This window comes from Eikenella sp. Marseille-P7795, from assembly GCF_916618725.1.
GTDB classification, from domain to species: domain Bacteria; phylum Pseudomonadota; class Gammaproteobacteria; order Burkholderiales; family Neisseriaceae; genus Eikenella; species Eikenella longinqua.
This window is the reverse complement of sequence record NZ_CAKAJZ010000001.1, coordinates 496,059-513,557: the sequence shown is the minus strand read 5'-3', so window position 1 is coordinate 513,557 and position 17,499 is coordinate 496,059. Positions and strand designations below refer to the sequence as shown.

Below are 17,499 nucleotides of genomic sequence, written 5' to 3'. Positions count from 1 at the left end.
GATTCCGGCGGGCGGCGCAATCTGCCGCCTGCGGAGTCCTAGCCGCTGCCCGGTTTGGAGCCGGCTTGCGGGTATTCTAAACCTATCAGCATGGTTTGTGTGGTTTGTTGCTTGGGCTGACGGCAAAAGGCTACCTGAAAACCATTTTTCAGGTAGCCTTTGCTAAGCGGGGGCCTATTCGGTCAGAATCCGCACTTTTTGAAACATTTCGTGCAGCCTGTGTTCGTCGAACGGCAGGTATTCGGCGACGGTAAAGCCGACGCTGTCGCCGTATTCCGAAATCAATTGCAGGATGTCGGACAATTCCGCCAGCGTCATCCTGCCCGAGCCGCTGCCGTCGCCGACCAGTTCGGGATTGGCGAAATAGGTGGAATGGAAGCGTTTCGCATCCAGCACGTCGATGTCCAAATGCACCAAAACGTGGTCGAACCGCGCCATAAAGGCTTGGATTTCGGCGTTGTCCACGAATGTTTCGGTTTGGATTTTGTAGTCCACACCGATGCTGTCGAGATAGCGGGCTTGGTAGTCGTGCAGTGCCTGCAAGCCGATATAGAGCACCTGATTGGCGGCAAACGGCGGGTTGCGGCGCAGGTCGGCGAGCGGGTTTTCAGGCTGCCCCAGCAGTGCGCCCAAAATCATGGCGTGGGCGTTGGGATAGCTGTCTTTGGGAATGGAAACGTCGGGGTGGGTGTCTATCCACAGGATGCCGAGGCTTTCGCCGCGCGCGGCATACACGCCGTGCAGGTAATCGAACGGGGCGAGCGAAACGATGCAGTTGCCGCCGATGGTGATGATTTTGTCGGGACGTTGCGCGTCGAGAATGTCCGCCGCCGCGCGCACGCCTGCGAACACGTCGTCTTTGGCGGCAATGCCGTCGGCAAGCGGGCGGGGTTGGCCGTCGGGCGCGGGGATGTCCACTTTGAACAGGGGCTGCTTGGGGTTGTCGGGCAGGATGTGGGTCATCAAATTCGCGCCGAAATAATAGGTGTCCAAGCCGCCGGCACGGTGGTCGGGGTAGAGTAGTCTGATGGTTTTCACGGGTTCTCCAGTTGGGATTTGGCTTTGTTGAGGCTGCGTTGAAGTTCATGCTTCAGGTAGCCTTTTCCAAGCAGGGGTTATTGGGAAAGGAAAATGAGGGCGATGATGCCGGCAATCAGCAGCAGCTGGATGCCGAGCTTGATCCGCGCGGTGCGGCTGACGAAGTAGATAAACCAAGTGCCGGTGAGGGCAAACATAACGATAATCTGCCAGGGTTGCCATTTGTTGAGGTGGCGGGCTTCGGTGAAGAAGGTGTAGAGGTGCAGCAGGGGCACGGCTGCCATTAAAAGTAAATCAATAAAGTCGGACATGATTTTGTTTGCAGACAGAGAGGTTACCTGAAAACTGTTTTTCAGGTAGCCTCATTCAAGCGCGGGAGCCTATTCTTTCAGCTTTTCCAATTGGGATTGCAGCTTGGCCATCTTCCCTTCCAACTCCGCCAAATCGGTTTTGTCTTTTTCCACCAAGTGCGCGGGGGCTTTTTCGGTGTAGCCGGGTTTGGAGAGTTTGGCGTTGAGTTTGTCGAGGGCTTTTTGCAGCTTCTCGGCTTCTTTGCCCAAGCGGGCGGTTTCGGCGGCTTTGTCGATTTCGACTTTCAGCATCAGGCGTGCGCCGTTTACGACGGCGACGGGTGCGTCTTCGTTTTCAGGCAGCCTGTCCACTTGGTTGGCTTTGGTCAGTCGGGTCATCATCGGCAGGTATTTGAGGTAGTCCGCCAAATCGTCCGCGCTTTCGACAAACAGCGGGGCTTTGACGTTGGGCTGGATACCCATTTCGCCGCGCAGGTTGCGGACTGCGCCAATCAATTCCTGCAACACGTTCATCTGCTCGAAGGTCGTCTGAACGACGGCTTCACTGTCGGCTTCGGGGAAGCGGGCGAGCATGATGCTGTCGGCGGTTTTGGCGTCGCACATGGGGGCGACGGTTTGCCACAATTCTTCGGTGATGAACGGGATAATCGGATGCAGCAGGCGCAGGGCGGCTTCGAGTACGCGCAATAAGGTATGGCGCGTGGCGCGCTGGCGGCTGGCACAGCCGGTTTGGAGCTGCACTTTGGCAAGTTCCAAATACCAGTCGCAATAGTCGTTCCACACGAAGCTGTACAGGGTTTCCGCTGCTAAATCAAAGCGGTAGGTTTCGTATGCTTGCGTTACTTGCCCGATGGTCTGATTCAGACGACCTATTATCCACATATCGGGGAAGGAATAGCCGCGCGGCTCGGTGGCGGTTGCGCCGTAGCCGCAGTCTTGGTTTTCGGTGTTCATCAAGACGAAGTTGGTGGCGTTCCAGATTTTGTTGCAGAAGTTGCGGTAGCCTTCGGCGCGTTTGAAGTCGAAGTTTACGCTGCGGCCCAAGCTGGCATAGCTCGCCATGGTGAAGCGCAAGGCATCCGCACCCATGCCGGGGATGCCTTCGGGGAAGAGTTTTTTGGTGGCTTCTTCCACTTTCGGCGCGGTTTCGGGTTTGCGTAATCCGGTTGTCCGTTTAATCAACAAGTTATCCAAATCGATGCCGTCAATCAAATCCACGGGGTCGATGACGTTGCCTTCGGATTTGGACATTTTTTTGCCTTCGTGGTCGCGCACGATGCCGTGGATATAGACGTCTTTAAACGGCACTTTGCCGGTGAAGTGGGTGGTCATCATAATCATGCGCGCCACCCAGAAGAAGATGATTTCGTAGCCGGTTACCAAGACGTTGGACGGCAGGAAGGCTTTGAGTTCGTCGGTTTCGGGTTCGCCGTCTTTCCAGCCGAGCGTGGAGAACGGCACGAGCGCGGAGGAGAACCATGTGTCCAATACGTCTTCTTCGCGGGTCAAACCGGTTTTGCCTGCCTGTTTTTCGGCTTCCGCCTGATTGCGGGCGACGTAGCAGTTGCCCTCTTCGTCGTACCATGCGGGGATTTGATGCCCCCACCACAGTTGGCGCGAAATACACCAGTCTTGGATGTTGTTCATCCATTGGTTGTAGGTATTGACCCAGTTTTCGGGGATAAAGCGCACCGCGCCGCTATCGACGGCTTTTTTGGCTTTGTCGGCAAGGCTCAATCCTTTGAATACGCTGTCGGGTTTGCCGCCGTTGGGCGTGGCGGACATGGCGACAAACCATTGACTGGTCAGCATCGGCTCAATTACCGAACCTGTGCGGTCGCCTTTCGGCGTCATCAGCGTGTGCGGTTTGATTTCTTTCAGGTAGCCTTGTTCCTGCAAATCGGCAACCATTTGTTTGCGCGCAGCAAAACGGTCCAAGCCTGCGTATTGTTCAGGCAGGGCAAAGCCTTGTTGCGCTTCGCCTTTGAAATTGAACACTTCGGCGTTTGCCAGCACTTTGGCTTCCAAATCGAACACGTTAATTAGGTGCGTGTCGTGGCGTTTGCCGACTTCGTAGTCGTTGAAGTCGTGCGCGGGCGTGATTTTTACGCAGCCTGTGCCGAAGTCTTTTTCGACGTATTCGTCGGCGATAACGGGGATGGTGCGGCCGGTCAGCGGCAGGATTAGTTCTTTGCCGATTAAGTGAGTATAACGTTCGTCTTCGGGATTGACGGCAACGGCAACGTCGCCCAGCAGCGTTTCGGGGCGGGTGGTGGCAACGATGACGGCTTCGGCGGGATTGTCCGCCAGCGGATAGCGGATGTGCCACATAGAGCCTTGTTCTTCCACGCTTTCCACTTCCAAATCAGACACTGCCGTACCCAATACCGGGTCCCAGTTCACCAGGCGTTTGCCGCGATAAATCAAGCCCTGCTCAAACAGTTTCACAAACACTTCGGTAACGGTTTCGGCGCGCACGTCGTCCATCGTGAAATACTCGCGCGTCCAGTCGGCGGAGCAGCCCACACGGCGCATCTGCTGCGTAATCGTGCCGCCGGACACTTCTTTCCATTCCCACACTTTTTCCAAGAATTTTTCGCGCCCCAAATCATGACGGGACACGTTTTGCGCGGCAAGCTGACGCTCGACTACGATTTGCGTGGCGATGCCCGCGTGGTCGGTACCGGGAATCCAGGCGGTATTGCAGCCTTTCATGCGGTAGTAGCGGGTCAGACCGTCCATGATGGTTTGGTTGAAGGCATGGCCCATGTGCAGCGTGCCGGTTACGTTGGGCGGCGGCAGTTGGATGGAGAAAGACGGTTTGGTCAAATCCATATCGGGCTGGAAATAGCCTTTCGCTTCCCAGTTTTGATAGTGTTTGGATTCGAGTTCGGCGGGATTGTATTTGTCGAGCATTCTGGGGCTACCTGAAAAATATTAGCGGAAATGGCGAATTATAGTGGAAGCGGGCAGTTTTCAGGTAGCCCGGGGCGGGCAGGGAAGGCTACCTGAAAATCTTGGCAGGCATCTTTAGCGGTGTTGGAGCTCGTTTTTCGGCTGGCTTTTGCGCTGAGTTGGCAAATTTCAGCGGCTTCTTTTATAGTACCGCTTATTTGCCCGAGGAGACCCATCATGCACATCCTGCCTTTTCCCATGCCGGTTAAGCCCTTCAAAATGCGATCGGGCCGAACCGGCCGATGACGATGGCTTTGGTGGCGCTGCTGCTGATGCTGCCGGTGGGCGTGGTGTTTGCCGTGTGGCAGGGCTATACCGCCGCCGAAATCTATCAAGACTACCAAATCGGCCAACACGCCGTGCCGGTAAACGCGCGGATCGACGGCGAATGCACCATCCGCAAAGCCATCTTCACCAGCTGCAACACCACCATCACGCACCGCGGCCGCACGGTGGAAAAATCCTTTAGCTTTTTCGGCACCGGCGGCGATATTTACGCCCGCGCGCTGGCCGATGCCAATGATCCTTCGCGCCTCACGCTGGATGTGGCGGTGGAAAAGGTGGGCAACCGCAGCGTGGGCGTGCTGCTGTTTGGCGGGCTGGGGCTGTTTATGATTGGCGCCGCGTTTTATGTTGTGTTGGTGCGCGTGCCGCGTTACCGCCGGATTTTGGACGCCATCAACCGCCCCGAAGCACAGCCCTGGCAGCTGGCCGCCGTGCCCTGCCTACACATTGGCAATGCGGGCAAAGACGCGGTATATCAAGCCGAAATCGAAGGGCAAACCCGCAAAATCGGCCTCGGCTTCGGCAAAAAAGACAACGGCGCCTGGACATTTGAAGGCCGCAGCGGGCAGGTGTACCTGCTAGCCTTCCTGCCCCATGGCGGCGGCGTGCCGGTGGCGCTGGATAGGAAGCTGGTGTCGGTGACAGGCTTGGATAAATCGGAAAAAGCCCAACTGGCTGCCGCCTTGCAGCAGGCGGAGGAAGCGGCGGAATGCTAGCGTGCTATATTTAGCGGCAGGGCAAGCAAGCCCACTGCCGCAGAGGCTACCTGAAAACCAGAAACAGATTTTTCAGGTAGCCTTTCCCGCTATAATACCGCCCGCTTATTTCCCATTTTGCAAACCATGAAAACCGCCAAACGCTACCCCTTTCCCGCCCTGCTGCGCCAGCGCCTCCAATTGCATTTTGAAGACCAAGCCCGCCTGACGGGCAGCCCGGGCGAAGCCCAATTCCGCCGCTGGGCATGGCAGGCCGTGAAATCGCACTACCGCCGCGCCGAAATCAGCCTCTTGCTCTTAGACGAAGTCGCCGCCCGCGCCTACAACCGCGACTACCGCCAAAAAGACTACGCCACCAACGTGCTCAGTTTCGCGCTCGACGAAGGTGAACAGGCAGCCTTGGCCGGGTTTTCAGGTAGCCTGCCTCCCGCCCTGCACGGCGACCTCATCATCTGCCCGCAAGTGGTGGCGCGCGAAGCCGCCGAGCAAGGCAAAACCCTGGAAGCCCATTTCGCCCACCTCACCCTGCACGGCGTGCTGCACCTGATGGGCTACGACCACATCAGCCCCGCCGAAGCCGAAGAGATGGAAAGCCTTGAAATCCGCCTGATGAATCAGTTAGGATACCCCAACCCCTATGCACAGGATGCAGACTGAAATGGAAGAGAGCCCGGCCAAGCCCGGATTTTTCGAGCGGTTGTTCGGCCGCCTCGCCGGCGACAGCCCAGATTCCCCCGAAGACGTATTGGCGCTGCTGCGCCAAGCGCGCGAACAGAAAATTTTCGATGAAGACACCCAGCAGTGGCTGGAAAAAATCATCGATTTCCGCGGCCTGGAAGTGCGCGACGCCATGATCAGCCGCGCCCAAATGGATGTGGTGAAGGCCGGCGACAGCGTGAGCCGCATCATCGCCTATGTGGTGGGCACCACCCATTCCCGCTTCCCCGTGATTGCCGACGACAAAGACAACGTGCTCGGCATCCTCCACGCCAAAGACCTGCTCAAATACACCCTCAATCCCGAACAGTTCAAGCTCGAAAACGTATTGCGCCCCGCCGTGTTCGTGCCCGAAGGCAAGCCTTTGAACATATTGCTCAAAGAATTCCGCGATATGCACAATCACCTCGCCGTGGTGGTGGACGAATACGGCAGCATCAGCGGCCTGGTAACGCTGGAAGACGTAATCGAGCAGATTCTGGGCGACATCGAAGACGAATTCGACGAAGACGACAGCGCCGACAACATCTTCGCCGTTTCCCCCGACCGCTGGCGCATCAACGCCGTTACCGAAATCGAAGACGTAAACGAATTTTTCGGCACCGATTACAGCGACGAAGAAGTGAACACCATCGGCGGGCTGGTGATCAAAGAGCTCGGCCACCTGCCCGTGCGCGGCGAAAAGGCCGTTATCGGCCCCTTGCAATTCACCGTGGCGCGCGCCGACAGCCGCCGGCTGCACACGCTGATGGCGGTGAAGGCGAAAACTTAGTGCTGCCGCTTGGGTGATATAGTGGATGAACAAAAATCAGGGCAAGGCGAGGCAGCGCCGTACTGGTTTTTGTTCATCCACTATAAAAGGCTACCTGAAAACGCAAAGCGCAATTCCGCCGCAGAGTTTTCAGGTAGCCTCTGATTTTGGCTTTATTTTTCAGGTAGCCTTTGCCTTGCCCGCGCCCGTATAATGCCGCCGTATTCCAGTTTCCACACACCTAAAAACAAGACAATAATTTTCAGGTAGCCTTCCGCCATACGCCGCAAAGGCTACCTGAAAAACTTATCTCAAGGATTCCACATGGCTTTTTCCTCCCTCCTCACCCTGCTCGACGACATCGTGTCCGTGCTCGACGACGTGGCGCTGATGTCTAAAGTGGCCGCCAAAAAAACCGCCGGCGTGGTGGGCGACGATTTGGCGCTCAATGCCAACCAGGTTACCGGCGTGCGCGCCGACCGCGAACTGCCCATCGTGTGGGCGGTGGCTAAGGGCTCGCTGGTGAACAAGCTGATCCTGATTCCCGCCGCGCTGCTGCTCTCCGTGTTTGCCCCTGCGCTGATAACCCCGCTCTTGATGTTCGGCGGCGGCTACCTGTGTTTCGAAGGCGTGGAAAAACTGCTGCACAAATTCTTGCACCGCCACGAAGGCACCGGGCACACCGTGCCCGACGAAATCGTGGACGAAAACGCCAAAATCAAAGGCGCCATCCGCACCGATTTCATCCTCTCCGCCGAAATCGTCATCATCGCGCTGGGCGTGGTGGCCGAGTCTTCGCTCACCACGCAGATTGTTACCCTGCTCTTAATCGGCATCGGGCTCACCGTGCTGGTGTACGGCATCGTGGCGCTGATTGTGAAGGCCGACGATTTCGGTCTGGCGCTGATGCGCCGCCCGGCCACCGCGGCGGCGGGCAAGGCCATCATCCTGTTTATGCCGTGGTTTATGCGCGGCATCAGCATCGTGGGCACGCTGGCCATGTTCCTCGTGGGCGGCGGCATTTTCGCCCACAACTGGGGCGCGCTGCACCACTGGCTGCACGCACGCCACTGGGACGGCGGCCTCCCCGGCACGCTCGCCTCGCTGCTCATCGGCCTGGCCGTGGGCGCCGTTGCCTGCGCGGTGGTGCTGCCGCTGATGAAGCTGTGGGCGAAACGGCGGGGTTGAGCGGCGGCTGTTTGCGCAATAAAAAGGCTACCTGAAATTTTCAGGTAGCCTTTATCATTTTCATGCATCGGGTATCGGCGTTGTAGCCTTTATTCGGTTTCAGCCTCGCCCGTTTCCCCATGCTGCGGGTCGAGCTCGCGAGTGGCGGCGCGCAGCCAAAACCACGATAAATCATAATGTTCCTGCAAGGCGTTCCACAGGGCGTCTTCGCTCATGATGCTGTATTCGCCTTCGGTGTGCAGCGACACTTCCAAGCCTTCTTCGATGGCCTGATGGATTTCGCCGTATTCGTTTTCGTAGAAATCGGCCAGCTCGTGCAGAATCTGCATGGCCTGTCGCCATTGCGCCTGGGCGGCTTCCAGCTCGGGCAGGAGGCGCTGCCATTCGCGGTAGCGGGCTTGGATGTGGTTGATGCGTTGTTGGGCGGTTTGGGGCATGGTGTTCTCCGGAGGGGGAAGAGGCTACCTGAAAGCGTAGCCTCAATGAAGTTAAAACGATGCTCGGCATAGCCAGGCTGGGGTTATGCTAAGCAAAAATATTGCGGCCAAGGCCGGGCTACATACCGAATTCGCGCAAAAAGCGCACGTCGTCTGCCCAGCCGGATTTCACTTTCACCCACACTTTGAGAAACACTTTGGTGCCGAACAATTTTTCCATATCCAGCCGTGCTTCGGTGGAGATTTTTTTCAGCTTTTCGCCGCCTTTGCCGATGATGATGGCTTTCTGGCCGTCTTTGTCCACCAGCACGGCGATATAGATGCGGTAGAGCCCGTCTTCCTCTTCAAACTGCTCCACGGCCACGTTTACGGCGTAGGGCAGCTCTTCGCCGAGGTGGCGGAACAGCTTTTCGCGCACGATTTCGGCGGCCAGGAAGCGACCGGAGCGGTCGGTTACCGCGTCTTCGGGGTAGAGCGGCGGGCCGGGCGGCAGGAAGGGGCGCAGCTGGGCAAGCAGTTCGCCGATGCGCAGGCCGTGTTTGGCGCTCACGGCTTCCACGCCGGCAAAATCAAATTCTTGGCGCACGGTTTCGATAAATCCGTCCAGTTCGGCCTTGCTTTTGGCACGGTCGATTTTGTTCACCACCAACACCACGGGCCGGCTTTTCGGCAGTAGGCGCAGCACCTGGCGGTCGGCCTCGCCAAAGCGCATGGCTTCCACCACGAAGGCCACGGCATCCACGCCGCCGATGGCTTCGGTTACGTTTTGGTTGAGGCGGTCATTGAGCGCGTTACGGTGGCTGGTTTGGAAGCCGGGGGTATCCACAAAGATGAATTGGGCGCCGTCGTCGGTGTAAACGCCGGTGATTTTGTGGCGCGTGGTTTGGGCTTTTTTGCTGGTGATGCTGATTTTTTGGCCGATGAGGTGGTTCATCAGCGTGGATTTGCCCACGTTCGGCCGCCCCACGATGGCCACGAAGCCGCAGCGGAAATCGGGGCGGGGGCTGGAAGGGAAGTTTTCTAAATTCATGTGTTCTTTCAGTTGGATAGATTTTCAGGTAGCCTTTACTCGCAACAAGGGGCTACCTGAAAACGCAGCGCAGCGAAGTTTCTGCGAAGCCAAAATTTCATGCCAGCGGCGAGGCTTTATTGATTTGGTTGAAACGGACGCTATATATAACATGCCGTTTTGTATCGGTAAATCCCGCCGATGAGGTTTATTTGCATGGGCGCAAACGGCGCGGGATCAGGCCTGCGGTTTGCGCGGTTTTTTCGGCTTGGCGGGCAGCGGGTGCTGCTGTTGCAGCCAATTCAAGGCTTCTTTGGCGGCGGCCTGTTCGGCGGCGCGGCGGCTGGGGGCGCGGGCGTAGGTGATGTGCGCTAGCTCGCCTAGGTCGCAGGCGATGTCGAAGCGGGCGTCGCTGCCTTCGCCTTCTTGGTGCTCGATGCGGTATTTGGGCAGGGGCAGGTGGCGGGCTTGCAGGGCTTCTTGCAGCAGGGTTTTCGGATCTTTGCCTTGGTTGCTTAAGTCGATGGTGGCGATGCGGCGGGCAAACAGGCGGCGCACGGCGGCTTCGGCGGCGGCGAAGTCGGCATCGAAGCTGATGGCGGCGAGCAGGGCTTCCACGGCGTCGGCGAGGATGGAGGGGCGGTCGAAGCCGCCGCTTTTGAGTTCGCCTATGCCCAGATAGAGGGCGTCGCCCACGCCCATGCCGCGGGCGATTTCGGCGAGCACGTCTTGGTTCACCAGGTTGGCGCGCAGGCGGGAGAGCTCACCTTCGCTGTAGTCGGGGAAGGCATCGAACAGCATTTTGGCCACGCTGTAATCGAGGATAGCGTCGCCAACGAATTCGAAGCGTTCGTTGTTGCGGGCGCTGTGGCTGCGGTGGGTGAGGGCCTGCTCGAGCAGGCGGGGGTTGCCGAAGAGGTGGCCGAGCTGCTGCTGGAGGGCGGCGAGCGCCTGCTGGCGGCGCGGGTCGGGCTTGGGGCTGGAATTTTTGCGGGGGCGGGCGGGTTTGGTCATCGATGGTGGGATTATATAGCGTTTGGCGGCGGGGCTGGGGCGGATAGGGCGAGTTAAATTGAAACTGCTGCGGCGTTGGCACGCCTTGCTGCCTTGCTTCGGTTGAAATTTTATCCACGATACTTTTCAGGTAGCCTCGGCGCTGGGCGGGGGGCTACCTGAAAAATGGGGATGGGTATCCGGCATTTCCGGCGATGCGCTCTGTTTTTCAGGTAGCCTTTTGCGGATGAAGGCTACCTGAAAAACAAGTTTCCGCGAAGCGAAAACGCAGCTTCCACAAAGCGGCTATGCGCGCGGCAGAAAAAACAGGGCGGCCGCGCTTATTCCCCCAAGGCCTGTCGGGCGGCGGGGCTGAGCGGCTGGTTGGTTTGCAGTTGGCTGAATTGCATCACAGTGCGGTCGCCCTGTTTTTCGTCGAGCTCCACTTTGTGCACGAGCTGGCCGCCGCTGATGACGATTTGGTTGAACACTTGCCGCATCACGGCGGTTTTCGGCGTGAGGGTGAGGCGCCCTTGCTGCGGGGGGCCGGAGAGGGCGAGGTTGAAGTGGCGTTGCAGTTCGGCGGTGTCGCCGCCGAGCACGGCCATGAAGAGTTTCACTTGCGCGGCCTGCGCGGTTTGGCTGCCGTTGCTGCGCCACTGCCCTTGCGCGTCTTGGCGGGTGATGCCGTCGCGGCGCACGCGCAGTTTCATGTCAAACGGCTTTTGCAGGTGCCAAAACAGGCCGCGCCCGGGGCGCAGGGCGAAGCGGCCGCCGGTTTGCACGGGTTTGTCGAGCGAGCGCAGGAAACGCTGCTGGGTGAAGCTGCCCTGCACGCTTTGCGGGGCTTGCAGTTGGGTGGTGAGCTCGGCGGTGTTGAAGGCGAGCGCGGGCAGGGCGGCGAGGGAGAAGAGGAGGAGGAGGAATTTTTTCATCGGTTTGCTTGGGGTGGGTTTTGATTGTGTGGCAATTTACGTTTTCAGACGGATTGTCGGGCATAAATGCCCGGCCTACGGGCGAAGCAGTTCAGACGAAGATTTCTGATTGTGCGAACAAAACTGCCGAGCCGCTGAGGACGACGCGCCCGCCGCCCACCTGGCCGTGCAGCACGCCGCCGCGTTTGGATGCCTGATGGCCGACAAGTTCGGATTTACCCAGCCTTTCTGCCCAGTAGGGGAAGATATGGCAGTGCCCCGAGCCGCAGACGGGGTCTTCGTTTACGCCGTGCTTCGGGGCGAAGGAGCGGGAAACGCAGTCGTAGTCTTTGCCCGGTGCGGTGATGTGCAGCAGCACGCCGTCTAAGCCGAGCATGGCGGCAAAGTCGGGCTGAGCGGCGCGGATTTGCGCTTCGTCTTCAAACACGCACAGCAAGTCCCGCCCCAAATATGCCTCTTGGGGAACGATGCCCAAAACGTTGCCGATATGGGCGGGAATGTCGATTTTTTCCAGTGCGAAGGCGGGGAAATCCATGGCGAAGCGGCCGCCCTGTTTGCACGCGCAGGATGCCGCTGCGGGTGTGAAAATCGAGCGTGGCACGGCTCGGGGCGACGAAACGGTCGATCACGAAGGCGGTGGCGAGCGTGGCGTGTCCGCACAGGTCGATTTCACATTCGGGCGTGAACCAGCGCAGGGCGAAGGCGTCGCCTTGCGGTACGACGAAGGCAGTTTCGGAAAGGTTGTTTTCCTTGGCGATATTGCGCATCAAATCTTCGGAAGGGAATGCGTCCGCCACGCAGACGGCGGCGGGATTGCCGCCGAACACGCGGTCGGTAAAGGCATCTACGGTGTATTGTTTGATGGTTTGCATAGCAGTTTTTCGGTGTTTCAGATGGCCTTGCAGGCAGCCTGTTTCAGGATGGGCGGCGTGCAGTATAGCGGGTTTGTGGCAGGGCTTGGCGGTATTCTACACCCAAAATCTTGCGCGGCGGCTTATCGGCCGAAAGGCTACCTAAAAATACCAAAGCCGTCTGAAATTCAATTCAGACGGCCTTTTTTCAGGTATCGCGAATCAACTAAACTTTCGCTACAGCGTTAGCTCGCCTTGCCGTACTCCTGTACTGTCTGCGGCTCGCTGCCTCGTATCGAAAGCCAATTTGATTCGCTATAGCCTTTAAGCCAGTTTTTCGATTTTGGCGATGAGCTTGGCGGCGTGGTCACGGGCTTTCTGCTGCACGCGCGCCAAATCTTCTTCGCTGTTCACGCCGGGGATGTAGAGCTGGCCGTAGAGCGGCTCCACGCCCTGCCAGTCGAAGCCGGAATACAGGGCCGAGGCTTCCACGGGTTTCACCAAATCGGCAACCAGCGGCGCGATATTGCCGTCATAATTTTCCTTGCCTGAGCCGATGGTGGTGGAAACGAACAGCTTTTTGCCGTGCAGTTTGTCGCCGCCGGTGCCGTAGGCGAAGCCGTAGGTCCACACGTCATCCAGCCATTTTTTCAGGATGGCGGGGGTGTTGAACCAGTAGGTGGGGTATTGCAGCAGCACGATGTCGGCATCCACCAGCGCGGCCTGCTCCGCGGCCACGTCGATGTTGAAATCGGGGTAGAGCTCGGAGAGGCGGCGCACGCTGGCTTGGCCGCCGAAGTGTTTGTCCAGTTCTTCCAGAATCAGGCGGTTGCTGACGGAATGTTCGAGGTTTTTGTAAGGCGGCGGCAGCTTTTGCCCGAATTGGCAGTAGCTTTTGCACCGCCGCCGCGTAGGAAATTGTAGCAGCTTTTGCACTGATTTATCCCCGTTTAATGGTCTGTTAAACGGGGATTATCTTATGCTTTTAGAAGCGGCGCAGTGCTTGCTGTCAGAACTTATAAATCAGGTGGTCGTCGTAGTGGGAATTGTGGTTGATGGTGCTGCATAAGGTCAGGGTCTGGCAGCCTGCAAACCGCTCCCAGCCGGGCAGGTGCAGCTCCGCCACGAGGTTGAGATAGGCGGGCAGCTCGCTGCGGGTGCTGCTGAAAAAGATGAAGGGCGGGCGCACCATTGCCATCAGGCGCAGAAACTCGACCATGCCGAAGTAGGCGGCCTTGCGGTAGTTGCCCTGCTGGGTGCAGACGTAGGGCGGGTCGAGTACCAACAGCGTGCGCGGGTTGGCGATGTGTTGTGGCAGCAGCTCGCGGTAGGACTGGCTGACTATCTCCACGCCGTTCAGGTAGCCTTGCGCCTCGGGGTAGTCGTTGAGGCTGATGCAGTTGTACATGGTTTTGCGGCATAACTCGTCCAAATCGGCGGCGGTGTTGCCGCTGAACAGCAGCCATGCCACTAAGCAATCCAAATCAACATAACCGCCAAAGCTGCGGATGGCGGACACGATGGCGGCTTTAACCGCAGGCGGCACCAGCTTGTTGCGCGGCACGGATACTAAAAGCTCGGCAAGCTGGCGACGCAGGCGGTTGGGGTCGGGGGTGTGGCGCAGGCGCTCGCTGTAGCCGTCGTAGTCATTATAAAGCACGCGGGCAGCGGACTTGGCCTGTTTGGCGGTGTGCGATAAGAGGCCGGAGCCGCCGAAGGCGTCGAGTATCGTCCAGCCGCTCCCGTTGCCGGGGAGGTGCTGGTTTAACACCTGTTTAAACAGCTTTAAAAAACGGCGTTTTTGGCCGGTGAACGGCAGGGGTGCTTTGGTGTACATGAGTGCCTTTCTGCGTGGATTTCGCGGTTTCGGCACTCGGGGCGCTCTGGGTTGTGAAAGAACTGAATTGGTTTACTGTTTTACAGCGCTGGCACTTGATTTGCACGGTGCCGCTGCCGACGGCCAGTAGTTTGCCGCAGTTTTTACATCGGTATTGCATGGTTTGTCCTACATTGCGTGATACAATCCGCGCGCCCTCGAGGGTGGCGGCCTTGGGTCAATGCAGGCTGGTTCTGCTTGGCTGTCGCGGCGGGTGTTCCCGCACCCGCCGTGTCGCCGTCTTGGTTTCTTACTCCCCGCCCGTGTGGCGGGTTTTTATTGCGTCTCCTGTTTATACAAGGCGGGCACGATGGCGGCGAGGTCGTTGGGTGACCAACGCCAGCTCTCGGGCAGCCCGAGCGCGGCGGCGCACCACTCGGAGCAAAACCATTTATCGCCCCTCTGGCGGGTTTTGAACACCACGCCGAGGGCGCCGAACCAGTCGTAGGGCTGGCTCACGGTATGGCGGTAGAGGCGGTCGAGCCGGCCGTGCTCGTTGATGCTGTCGGGCAGCGGGAATAAATCCCATTTGTCGGCAGGCAGAGCCATGGTTTTGGCACGCACCCCGCCGTCGCGCACAGAGGCGGAAAGGCAGTCGTGCACGCCGCCGCTGCCGGGGCCGTAGGCAATCTCGGCGTGGCTGTATTGGCCGCGGGTAAGGATGCGGGTGAGCCAGTCGGTGCCGTGCCCGGCCAGCACGCGCCAGCCGCGGCCGCTGCGGCGGCCTTTGTACAGAGCTAGGTAGTATCGGGATTTCATGATTTAGATTCCCCCAGCTCGGCGGCAGCGTGCTCAAAGTTGGCCGTCCAACCGCCTGAATAATCGTACTCAAGCGGTTTGTCGGCTTGGAGCATGGCGGCGCGGTGTTTTTCGGCGTTGGCGAAATCGGCCTGCTCGTCCACCATCATTTGGTCTAGCAGCTCGCCCAACAGCTCTTTGGTCATAGGCAAAAAGCTGTTGTCCATCGTTTTCCAAAGCAGGTTTTCAGGTAATTTTGTTCGCACCGCTAGTGCCAAATACTGCGTACGGCTGTTATCGTCGGTGTGAAACCACGTGCCCACGGATTGGATATAAACGCCGTGCCGCAGGTTGTCGGCACGCTTGGCTTTGATGCGCTCCCACATTTCGGCCTGCTGCTCGGCTTTAAGCCGGGCGGCGCACTCGGGGTCAATCTGCCATTGCTCCCCATCCCAAGTGCTGCTCGGGCAGGGCGGCTGCGGTGCCAGCACGGGTTTGCCGTCTTTGCCGGGCATAATCACTTGCCCGACAGACTGACCGGCCAGCAAGGCGGTGTGCTGCTCTGGGCTAATCTCCACAATATTTTCAGGCAGCCTGTTATGGATTTGGTCGTCGTAAAATCCGCCGGTGAATCGTGAGTAAAAAATAGTCATATCTACTCCTTTAATAGCTTAATAGCCGATGGCAAAAACATATGCGGTAGCAGGATTACCGTGCCCATTGAGTGACCATATATCCACGTACAAATCAAACGTGGATTTAGATTGAGCGATGGCACGCACTATCTGCCCGCAGCCGCCTTCTGGGCGCTCCAAATATGAATTGACCATAATCGCTGCACACGAGCTTGGAAACGCTACGGGGAAATTATAAGTACCTTGAAAAGCATTCATATTTTTCTTAATTCTTATCCACTGCAATATGATATCGCTGTCCATTTTCAGGTAGCCATTTTCGGTTTTGCTTGCCTCCGCAGTCTGTAAATCGTCTATATTCAGCAGCCGCTTGCCGTCGTAGTGCAGCTCGCCGTTGTTGAGGAGATTTAACGATTTGCCGCTACTTTGGTTTTTTAGGTAGGCGCTTGTCCCATCCGCGCCCAGTTTCAGCGAGCGGCTGGCAGCAAAGTGGGCGGCGCTGTCGCTCGCCAGCAGGCCGGATTTGGCGTGCAGAGTGTTGGTAAAACTCTTGATACCGGCGATGTCTTGGTTGCCAGTGGTTTTAACTGCGCCGCCGGCCTGCTCGTCGATGATTTTGTGCAAAGCCTCCAGCACTTGGTTAGGCTTGGCCTTGTCCGGCTGGATGCCGCCCGCCGTCAGCACAGCCAGCAGCTCGGCTTGGATTTGGTTGAGCCACCACGCCGGCAGGATGGTGCCAAGCTCGCTCACGCCGTCGCCGTCGTGAAAGGTCTTATCGGGGGTTTCGATGGGGTGCATAAATCGTCCTTTATCGGTAGGTAAATCGGATGGCGGTGTGGGCGGGTTTGAGGCGGTTAAACAGGCTCTCGATCACGGCGTCGCTGTATTGGCTCAGTCGGCTGCCGGCGGTGCCGCTGCCGGCGCGGAAGCGCCACACGGTTTGCGATTGCGCAGCCACGTCCACCCACCACACCCACATGATGTCTTCGCGGGCGAGGCGGTCGCCGGCGCGGTTGATGCCCGCGCGGAAGGGCTGCGGCTCGCTGATAGTGATGGTGTAGCCAGCGGCGGCAGCCAAGCCGACGAAATACGGGATGCTTAAGCCGCCGGTCTCGTTGAGTTTGGCCAGCACGTCGGCCACGCGGCGGGCGTAGTTGTCGGGCTGCGGCGGGTTGAGGCCGAGCAGGCGCTCCCAGCGCGTGATGTCGCCGCCGGCGGTGGGGGCATAGGCCAATAGTGAGAGCACGTTGGTCAGCGCCTCGATGGTTTCGTCTACCCCGCTGCCGTCCTCGTGCCATTTAGCCAACAGCGCGATGGCTTCTGCCGTTTGGCTCTGCACCTGCGCTATATCCGCCGCCTTGCCCTTGCGTCCGCGCGGGATTTCAATCACCACCCGGTCTCCATGCAATACACTCAAATACTCGCTGATGTAGCGGCTGCCAGATAACGCTTCAAACTGTGCTATCCGGTTGAGCGGCAAAGTGTTATCCAATAGCCAGCGGTAATAGGTTTTCAGCTCTGCACCCATCAGGTCGGCCATCACCTTGGAAGGTCGGCCATGCTCTTTGGCATGGCGCTTGGCCAGCTCAATCGCGTGGTCTAGTGAGGTGGCTTTCGCCTGTCTCTTGAGGGTTCTCATAGTAAAAATTCATCAATCGAGAATTTAAATTAGTGATTTTTTAGCCTTTTATCCGTACAATACATTTATGCATTCACTGCACGACGTAGTACCGGTTGGAAATTGCGTGCCGCATAGCGTTGCGGCCAGATTTGCTCGGGCTTCATGCCCAACGCATCAGCAATAACCCGTTCACTTTTCGGATAAGGTTTGACTAGTGCGCTGTAAAGAGTTGTCGGATGCACGTTGGCTTGTGCCGCCAGTGCGCGGATAGACCAACCCTGTTTTTTCAAGGCAGCGATGATGTCTGCACGGTGCCAATCCAAAAGCTCCGGTGTTGCTTTTTGAGCTGTATTTTTTTTCATTTTGAGATACCTATTTTTTGTCAGTTGGGGAATTGACTAGATGTAGGTATTATAGCGTTAAACTTAAAATTAGCAAGTAGA

22 protein-coding genes are annotated in these 17,499 nt (G+C 58.0%); 5 read left to right on the top strand and 17 right to left on the bottom strand.

The window, feature by feature from the left end; all coding sequences use genetic code 11:
• Positions 1 to 174: 174 nt before the first annotated feature.
• From LG371_RS02610 to LG371_RS02600, 3 genes are all read right to left on the bottom strand, one after another.
• A complete protein-coding gene (locus LG371_RS02610; protein WP_225747664.1) occupies positions 175 to 1,038 on the bottom strand; it encodes an arginase family protein in 864 nt (287 codons plus the stop codon).
• Between the two features lie 77 nt (positions 1,039 to 1,115).
• Positions 1,116 to 1,349 carry an enterochelin ABC transporter gene (locus tag LG371_RS02605; RefSeq protein ID WP_225747663.1) on the bottom strand — a complete coding sequence of 78 codons (234 nt, stop codon included), beginning with the start codon at positions 1,347 to 1,349 and terminating at the stop codon, positions 1,116 to 1,118.
• 69 nt (positions 1,350 to 1,418) lie between these two features.
• Positions 1,419 to 4,265 (bottom strand): valine--tRNA ligase, encoded by a 2,847-nt coding sequence (locus tag LG371_RS02600; protein WP_225747662.1) that lies wholly within the window; start codon positions 4,263 to 4,265, stop codon positions 1,419 to 1,421.
• Positions 4,266 to 4,546: 281 nt separating this feature from the next.
• Between LG371_RS02600 and LG371_RS02595 the strand changes: the two genes are divergently transcribed.
• From LG371_RS02595 to LG371_RS02580, 5 genes are all read left to right on the top strand, one after another.
• Positions 4,547 to 5,305, top strand: a complete 759-nt coding sequence (locus LG371_RS02595) for a hypothetical protein (RefSeq protein ID WP_225747661.1) — start codon at positions 4,547 to 4,549, stop codon at positions 5,303 to 5,305.
• Between the two features lie 126 nt (positions 5,306 to 5,431).
• Complete coding sequence (gene ybeY / locus LG371_RS02590; protein WP_067589528.1) at positions 5,432 to 5,962, top strand: rRNA maturation RNase YbeY; 531 nt, start codon at positions 5,432 to 5,434, stop codon at positions 5,960 to 5,962.
• A 1-nt stretch (position 5,963) separates the two neighbouring features.
• Positions 5,964 to 6,794: an HlyC/CorC family transporter gene (locus LG371_RS02585; protein WP_067589527.1), complete on the top strand. Its 831-nt coding sequence runs from the start codon at positions 5,964 to 5,966 to the stop codon at positions 6,792 to 6,794.
• A 21-nt stretch (positions 6,795 to 6,815) separates the two neighbouring features.
• Positions 6,816 to 6,938, top strand: a complete 123-nt coding sequence (locus tag LG371_RS12220) for a hypothetical protein (RefSeq protein ID WP_255593053.1) — start codon at positions 6,816 to 6,818, stop codon at positions 6,936 to 6,938.
• Positions 6,939 to 7,097: 159 nt separating this feature from the next.
• Complete coding sequence (locus LG371_RS02580) at positions 7,098 to 7,961, top strand: DUF808 domain-containing protein (protein WP_067589526.1); 864 nt, start codon at positions 7,098 to 7,100, stop codon at positions 7,959 to 7,961.
• An 89-nt stretch (positions 7,962 to 8,050) separates the two neighbouring features.
• Here the strand turns inward: LG371_RS02580 and LG371_RS02575 are convergent, their stop codons facing one another.
• From LG371_RS02575 to LG371_RS02510, 14 genes are all read right to left on the bottom strand, one after another.
• Complete coding sequence (locus LG371_RS02575; protein ID WP_067589523.1) at positions 8,051 to 8,398, bottom strand: DUF4298 domain-containing protein; 348 nt, start codon at positions 8,396 to 8,398, stop codon at positions 8,051 to 8,053.
• Positions 8,399 to 8,516: 118 nt separating this feature from the next.
• Positions 8,517 to 9,428, bottom strand: a complete 912-nt coding sequence (era, locus tag LG371_RS02570; protein ID WP_067589520.1) for a GTPase Era — start codon at positions 9,426 to 9,428, stop codon at positions 8,517 to 8,519.
• A gap of 216 nt (positions 9,429 to 9,644) precedes the next feature.
• Positions 9,645 to 10,421: a ribonuclease III gene (gene rnc / locus LG371_RS02565; RefSeq protein ID WP_225747660.1), complete on the bottom strand. Its 777-nt coding sequence runs from the start codon at positions 10,419 to 10,421 to the stop codon at positions 9,645 to 9,647.
• Between the two features lie 320 nt (positions 10,422 to 10,741).
• Positions 10,742 to 11,335 carry an outer membrane lipoprotein carrier protein LolA gene (locus LG371_RS02560; protein ID WP_225747659.1) on the bottom strand — a complete coding sequence of 198 codons (594 nt, stop codon included), beginning with the start codon at positions 11,333 to 11,335 and terminating at the stop codon, positions 10,742 to 10,744.
• 91 nt (positions 11,336 to 11,426) lie between these two features.
• On the bottom strand, positions 11,427 to 11,870 hold the full coding sequence (locus tag LG371_RS02555) for a PhzF family phenazine biosynthesis protein (protein WP_225747658.1): 444 nt from the start codon (positions 11,868 to 11,870) through the stop codon (positions 11,427 to 11,429).
• Complete coding sequence (locus tag LG371_RS12360; protein WP_225747657.1) at positions 11,755 to 12,207, bottom strand: PhzF family phenazine biosynthesis isomerase; 453 nt, start codon at positions 12,205 to 12,207, stop codon at positions 11,755 to 11,757. The genes LG371_RS02555 and LG371_RS12360 overlap by 116 nt, the downstream gene beginning before the upstream one ends.
• A 303-nt stretch (positions 12,208 to 12,510) precedes the next feature.
• A complete protein-coding gene (locus LG371_RS02545) occupies positions 12,511 to 13,122 on the bottom strand; it encodes an NAD(P)H-dependent oxidoreductase (protein WP_218916344.1) in 612 nt (203 codons plus the stop codon).
• A 73-nt stretch (positions 13,123 to 13,195) separates the two neighbouring features.
• A complete protein-coding gene (locus tag LG371_RS02540; protein WP_225747656.1) occupies positions 13,196 to 14,023 on the bottom strand; it encodes a hypothetical protein in 828 nt (275 codons plus the stop codon).
• Positions 13,962 to 14,183, bottom strand: a complete 222-nt coding sequence (locus LG371_RS02535; RefSeq protein WP_082890720.1) for a Com family DNA-binding transcriptional regulator — start codon at positions 14,181 to 14,183, stop codon at positions 13,962 to 13,964. The genes LG371_RS02540 and LG371_RS02535 overlap by 62 nt, the downstream gene beginning before the upstream one ends.
• A 155-nt stretch (positions 14,184 to 14,338) precedes the next feature.
• A complete protein-coding gene (locus LG371_RS02530; RefSeq protein WP_225747655.1) occupies positions 14,339 to 14,821 on the bottom strand; it encodes a cytoplasmic protein in 483 nt (160 codons plus the stop codon).
• Positions 14,818 to 15,453: a DUF4376 domain-containing protein gene (locus LG371_RS02525; protein ID WP_225747654.1), complete on the bottom strand. Its 636-nt coding sequence runs from the start codon at positions 15,451 to 15,453 to the stop codon at positions 14,818 to 14,820. Before LG371_RS02525 ends, LG371_RS02530 begins: the two co-directional genes overlap by 4 nt.
• An 18-nt stretch (positions 15,454 to 15,471) precedes the next feature.
• A complete protein-coding gene (locus tag LG371_RS12355; protein ID WP_370632645.1) occupies positions 15,472 to 16,233 on the bottom strand; it encodes a hypothetical protein in 762 nt (253 codons plus the stop codon).
• Positions 16,234 to 16,243: 10 nt separating this feature from the next.
• The gene (locus tag LG371_RS02515; protein ID WP_370632643.1) at positions 16,244 to 17,074 is read right to left on the bottom strand and encodes a YmfQ family protein; all 831 of its coding nucleotides are present in this window, start codon (positions 17,072 to 17,074) and stop codon (positions 16,244 to 16,246) included.
• Between the two features lie 65 nt (positions 17,075 to 17,139).
• On the bottom strand, positions 17,140 to 17,418 hold the full coding sequence (locus tag LG371_RS02510; RefSeq protein ID WP_067589509.1) for a helix-turn-helix domain-containing protein: 279 nt from the start codon (positions 17,416 to 17,418) through the stop codon (positions 17,140 to 17,142).
• Positions 17,419 to 17,499: the final 81 nt, after the last annotated feature.

Bases quoted from the DNA above. Each gene is read 5' to 3' on its own strand.
- ybeY (WP_067589528.1), top strand. From the start codon at position 5,432: ATGAAAACCGCCAAACGCTACCCCTTTCCCGCCCTGCTGCGCCAGCGC.
- LG371_RS02580 (WP_067589526.1), top strand. From the start codon at position 7,098: ATGGCTTTTTCCTCCCTCCTCACCCTGCTCGACGACATCGTGTCCGTG.
- LG371_RS12360 (WP_225747657.1), bottom strand. From the start codon at position 12,207: ATGCAAACCATCAAACAATACACCGTAGATGCCTTTACCGACCGCGTG.
- LG371_RS02555 (WP_225747658.1), bottom strand. From the start codon at position 11,870: ATGGATTTCCCCGCCTTCGCACTGGAAAAAATCGACATTCCCGCCCAT.
- era (WP_067589520.1), bottom strand. From the start codon at position 9,428: ATGAATTTAGAAAACTTCCCTTCCAGCCCCCGCCCCGATTTCCGCTGC.
- LG371_RS02600 (WP_225747662.1), bottom strand. From the start codon at position 4,265: ATGCTCGACAAATACAATCCCGCCGAACTCGAATCCAAACACTATCAA.
- LG371_RS02535 (WP_082890720.1), bottom strand. From the start codon at position 14,183: ATGCAATACCGATGTAAAAACTGCGGCAAACTACTGGCCGTCGGCAGC.
- LG371_RS12355 (WP_370632645.1), bottom strand. From the start codon at position 16,233: ATGCACCCCATCGAAACCCCCGATAAGACCTTTCACGACGGCGACGGC.
- LG371_RS02595 (WP_225747661.1), top strand. From the start codon at position 4,547: ATGACGATGGCTTTGGTGGCGCTGCTGCTGATGCTGCCGGTGGGCGTG.
- LG371_RS02575 (WP_067589523.1), bottom strand. From the start codon at position 8,398: ATGCCCCAAACCGCCCAACAACGCATCAACCACATCCAAGCCCGCTAC.
- LG371_RS02560 (WP_225747659.1), bottom strand. From the start codon at position 11,335: ATGAAAAAATTCCTCCTCCTCCTCTTCTCCCTCGCCGCCCTGCCCGCG.
- LG371_RS02585 (WP_067589527.1), top strand. From the start codon at position 5,964: ATGGAAGAGAGCCCGGCCAAGCCCGGATTTTTCGAGCGGTTGTTCGGC.
- LG371_RS02530 (WP_225747655.1), bottom strand. From the start codon at position 14,821: ATGAAATCCCGATACTACCTAGCTCTGTACAAAGGCCGCCGCAGCGGC.
- rnc (WP_225747660.1), bottom strand. From the start codon at position 10,421: ATGACCAAACCCGCCCGCCCCCGCAAAAATTCCAGCCCCAAGCCCGAC.
- LG371_RS02510 (WP_067589509.1), bottom strand. From the start codon at position 17,418: ATGAAAAAAAATACAGCTCAAAAAGCAACACCGGAGCTTTTGGATTGG.
- LG371_RS02540 (WP_225747656.1), bottom strand. From the start codon at position 14,023: ATGTACACCAAAGCACCCCTGCCGTTCACCGGCCAAAAACGCCGTTTT.
- LG371_RS02525 (WP_225747654.1), bottom strand. From the start codon at position 15,453: ATGACTATTTTTTACTCACGATTCACCGGCGGATTTTACGACGACCAA.
- LG371_RS02605 (WP_225747663.1), bottom strand. From the start codon at position 1,349: ATGTCCGACTTTATTGATTTACTTTTAATGGCAGCCGTGCCCCTGCTG.
- LG371_RS02515 (WP_370632643.1), bottom strand. From the start codon at position 17,074: ATGAGAACCCTCAAGAGACAGGCGAAAGCCACCTCACTAGACCACGCG.